Here is a 4,074-nt window from a genome sequence, read left to right on the forward strand (position 1 = left end):
GCCGGCGCCGCCGTGGGCGTGGTCGCCCACCGCAACCGGGTGATCGCGCACCGCGGGGCGGGGGACAACACGCCCTTCGGCTCCCTGCACTCGGCCCCGCTGCACGTCATCGCCGACGACGCGGTCGACCTCTACACCGAGGTCGACGAGGTGGACGCCGACCAGCACGGCCGCCTCGCCGCCGCCGACCTCACCGTGGTCTTCGTGCACGGCTACGCGATGAACCTCGAGTGCTGGCACTTCCAGCGCGCGGGCTACCGCGGGCAGGTCCGCACCGTCTTCTACGACCAGCGCTCCCACGGCCGCTCCGCCCGCTCGACGGAGGCGAACGCCACCATCGACCAGCTGGGCAAGGACCTGCTGCGGGTGATCGAGCAGACCGCCCCCGGCCCGGTCGTGCTCGTCGGCCACTCGATGGGCGGGATGAGCATCATCAGCCTCGCCCAGCAGCACCCGGAGCTCTTCGGGGACCAGATCGTGGGCGTGGCGCTGATCTCCACCACCGCCGGCGGGCTGGACCCCGGCCGCATCCTGTTCCCGATGCTGCCGATGGGCATCGGCGGTCGCTTCGTCGGGCGCACCGTCCGCACCCTGGACCGCGGACACCGGGCCGTCGACCTGGCTCGCAGGTGGGGCCACGCGATCGCCGACGTCGTCACGGACCGCTACGCCTTCGGCGACGACGTGCCCGGCCACTACGTCGAGTTCCTCTACGACATGCTCAACGCGACGCCGTTCGCGGTGGTCGCCGACTTCTACCCCGCCTTCGCGACCCTGGACCACTTCGACCACGTCGAGGTCCTCGGCAAGGTCCCGACGGCGGTGATCTGCGGCACCGACGACAAGATCACCAGCGTCGGCCACAGCCGCAAGCTGCACTCGCGCATCCCCGGATCGAGCCTCCTGGAGTGCGAGGGCGCAGGCCACATGGTGATCCTCGAGCGCCACGAGGACGTCAACGCCGAGCTCGACGACCTCATCTCGCTCGCGCTGGGTCGGATGGAGGCCTCGTGAGCGTCGTCGTACGCCGCGTCGGTCCCGGGGCCGCCGACGAGGTCCTGGCCGTGGTCCGGGCGGCCTTCGGGGCCCGACCGACCCTCGACCCGCCCGCCGACGCGATGGCCGAGACGCCGGAGAGCATCCGCGCCGAGCTGGCGGCGTCCGGCGGGCTGCTGGCCACCCTGGACGACCGCCCCGTCGGCACGCTGCTGTTCGCGCCGCGGCCCGAGGCGTGCTACCTGCGCCGCTTCGGGGTGGTCCCCGACGCGCAGGGCCACGGAGTCGCCGCGGCGCTGGTCGAGGCGGCGGTGGCCGCCGCGATCGGGCACCCGTGCCTCGGGGTGCTGGCCCGCGAGGAGCTGCCCGCCACGATCGGCTTCTGGGAGCGGCACGGCTTCCGCGAGACCGACCGGCGCTCGCCGTACGTCGAGCTGCGCCGTCCGCTGCCCACGACGTACGACGCCCCGGACGCCGAGGCGATGCGCGACCTCGGCACCCGGGTGGCGGCCGGCCTGCAGGCCGGTGACCTCGTCGTGCTCACCGGCGAGCTGGGCGCCGGCAAGACCACCTTCACCCAGGGCCTGGGGGAGGGGCTGGGCGTGCGCGGTGGCGTCACCTCCCCGACGTTCGTGATCGCGCGGGTGCACCCGTCGCTGGTCGACGGCCCCGACCTGGTGCACGTGGACGCCTACCGCCTCGGGGGCATCGCGGAGCTCGACGACCTCGACCTCGACACCTCGCTCGACACCGCGGTCACCGTCGTGGAGTGGGGCGCCGGGCTCGCCGAGGGGCTGGCCGAGCAGCGCCTCGACGTCACCCTCACCCGCGCCCTGGCCGACGAGGCCGGGACGGGCGACCTCGACCCCCGTCGCGTCGAGCTGCGCCGGGTCCTCCCGACGACCTGATCAGCGACGACCTGAGTAGCCTCGCACCGTGCTCCTCGCCTTCGACACCGCCACCCCGCTCGTGACCGTCGCCCTGCACGACGGCGACGACGTGGTCGCCGAGCGCCTCTCCACGCTGCCGATGAAGCACGGCGAGCAGCTCGCCCCGCTGATCGAGGCGGTGCTCCACGACCGGGGCCTGGTCCGCCAGGACCTCACCGCGATCGCCGTCGGCGTCGGGCCGGGGCCGTTCACCGGCCTGCGGGTCGGCCTGGTCACCGCCCGCACGCTCGCGCTGGCCCTCGAGCTGCCGGTGTACGGCGTCTGCACCCTCGACGTCCTGGCCGTCGAGGCGGTCGACACGGGCACGGTCCGCGAGGACTTCGTGGTCGCGACGGACGCCCGCCGCAAGGAGGTCTACGTCGCGTCGTACGACGCCGACGGTGCCCGGCTGACCGGTCCCGAGGTCCTCAAGCCGGCCGACGCCGCCACCGGGGTGCCCGCGGTGGGGGAGGGCGCGGTGCTCTACCCCGAGTCGTTCCCGCACCCGGTCGGACCCGCGCGACCCAGCGCGGGCTGGCTGGCACGGGTGGTCGCCGAGGAGCGCGCCGAGCTCCTGGACCCCGAGCCGCTCTACCTGCGCCGTCCCGACGCGGTCGTCAGCGCGGCGCGCAAGCCCGTCCTGTGATCCGGCTCGCCACCCGGGCGGACGTCCCTGCCGTCGTCGCCATCGAGCGGGAGGCCTTCGGGACCGAGGCCTGGACGGAGGACGCCGTGCTGGCCGAGCTGGTGGGACCCGGGCGCAGGTTCGTCGTGGCCGAGGGCCCGGCCCACGAGCCGGTCGGCTTCGCCGTGTCGATGACCCTGGGCGACATCGTCGACCTCCAGCGCATCGCCGTGCACCCGCAGCACCGGCGCGCCGGCCTGGCCGCCGCGCTCCTCGACGACCTCCTCGCCCACACCGGGGCCGCCGACCGGATGCTGCTCGAGGTGAGCGAGCGCAACGAGGCGGCCGTCGCCTTCTACGGCGCCCACGGCTTCACCCGCATCGACGTGCGGCCGCGCTACTACCGCGACGGGGCGGACGCCCTGGTCCTGCTGCGTCCCTTGGTCCCGGGCACGTCGGCCCCCGGCACCCCCGGACCGGCATCGGGGACAATGGCGCCATGAGTGATGCACCCCTCGTGCTCGGCATCGAGACCTCCTGCGACGAGACCGGCGTCGGCATCGTCCGCGGCCACACGCTGCTCGCCGACGCGGTCGCGAGCAGCGTCGACGAGCACGCCCGCTTCGGTGGCGTGGTGCCCGAGGTGGCCAGCCGGGCGCACCTCGAGGCCATGGTCCCGACCATCGAGCGCGCCTGCGAGACCGCCGGCATCGCGCTACGCGACGTCGACGCCGTCGCCGTCACCAGCGGCCCGGGGCTGGCCGGTGCGCTGCTGGTCGGCGTCGCGAGCGCCAAGGCGCTGGCCCTGGGCCTCGGCAAGCCGCTCTACGGCGTCAACCACCTCGCCGCCCACGTCGCGGTGGACCAGCTCGAGCACGGCCCGCTGCCGGAGCCGTGCCTGGCGATGCTCGTCTCGGGAGGCCACTCCAGCCTGCTCCGCGTCGAGGACGTGACGACCGGCGTCGAGCCCCTGGGCGCCACCATCGACGACGCGGCCGGCGAGGCCTTCGACAAGGTGGCCCGTCTCCTGGGCCTGCCGTTCCCGGGCGGCCCGCACATCGACCGCGCGGCCGCCAGCGGCAACAGCGTCGCCATCGACTTCCCGCGCGGGCTCACCCATCGTCGCGACCTGGAGCGCCACCGCTTCGACTTCTCCTTCAGCGGTCTCAAGACCGCCGTCGCGAGGTGGGTGGAGACCCAGCAGCGGGCCGGCGTCAGCATCGACGTCAACGACGTCGCCGCGTCCTTCCAGGAGGCGGTGTGCGACGTGCTGACCCGCAAGGCGATCGACGCGGCCACCAGCCAGGGGATCGAGGACATCCTCATCGGCGGCGGGGTGGCGGCCAACAGCCGGCTGCGGGCGATGGCCGTGGAGCGCGCCACGGCGTCGGGGATACGGGTCCGGGTGCCGCGTCCGGGCCTGTGCACCGACAACGGTGCGATGGTGGCCGCCCTGGGGGCAGAGCTCGTGCAGAGAGGCCGAACGCCGTCGGCGCTCGACCTCCCTGCAGACTCGTCTCAGCC

At 74.4% G+C, this 4,074-nt stretch carries 5 protein-coding genes; all 5 read left to right on the plus strand.

Going from position 1 to position 4,074, the window contains the following annotated elements; all coding sequences use genetic code 11:
• Window positions 1-1,014, plus strand: a 1,014-nt coding sequence (locus tag ACXJKL_RS16110) for an alpha/beta fold hydrolase (protein WP_457208040.1), incomplete at its 5' end; no start/stop codon positions are given.
• Entirely contained in the window at window positions 1,011-1,904 is an 894-nt protein-coding gene (tsaE, locus tag ACXJKL_RS16115; RefSeq protein ID WP_457208041.1) for a tRNA (adenosine(37)-N6)-threonylcarbamoyltransferase complex ATPase subunit type 1 TsaE, read from the plus strand. The genes ACXJKL_RS16110 and tsaE, both read left to right, overlap by 4 nt.
• 28 nt (window positions 1,905-1,932) lie before the next feature.
• Window positions 1,933-2,571, plus strand: coding sequence for a tRNA (adenosine(37)-N6)-threonylcarbamoyltransferase complex dimerization subunit type 1 TsaB (tsaB, locus tag ACXJKL_RS16120; protein WP_457208042.1), 639 nt, complete (start codon window positions 1,933-1,935; stop codon window positions 2,569-2,571).
• Window positions 2,568-3,053 carry a GNAT family N-acetyltransferase gene (locus tag ACXJKL_RS16125; protein ID WP_457208043.1) on the plus strand — a complete coding sequence of 162 codons (486 nt, stop codon included), beginning with the start codon at window positions 2,568-2,570 and terminating at the stop codon, window positions 3,051-3,053. Before tsaB ends, ACXJKL_RS16125 begins: the two co-directional genes overlap by 4 nt.
• Window positions 3,050-4,074 (plus strand): tRNA (adenosine(37)-N6)-threonylcarbamoyltransferase complex transferase subunit TsaD (gene tsaD / locus ACXJKL_RS16130; protein ID WP_457208044.1); only part of this gene is annotated, 1,025 nt, incomplete at its 3' end. The genes ACXJKL_RS16125 and tsaD, both read left to right, overlap by 4 nt.

The organism is Nocardioides sp. P5_C9_2, assembly GCF_054049555.1.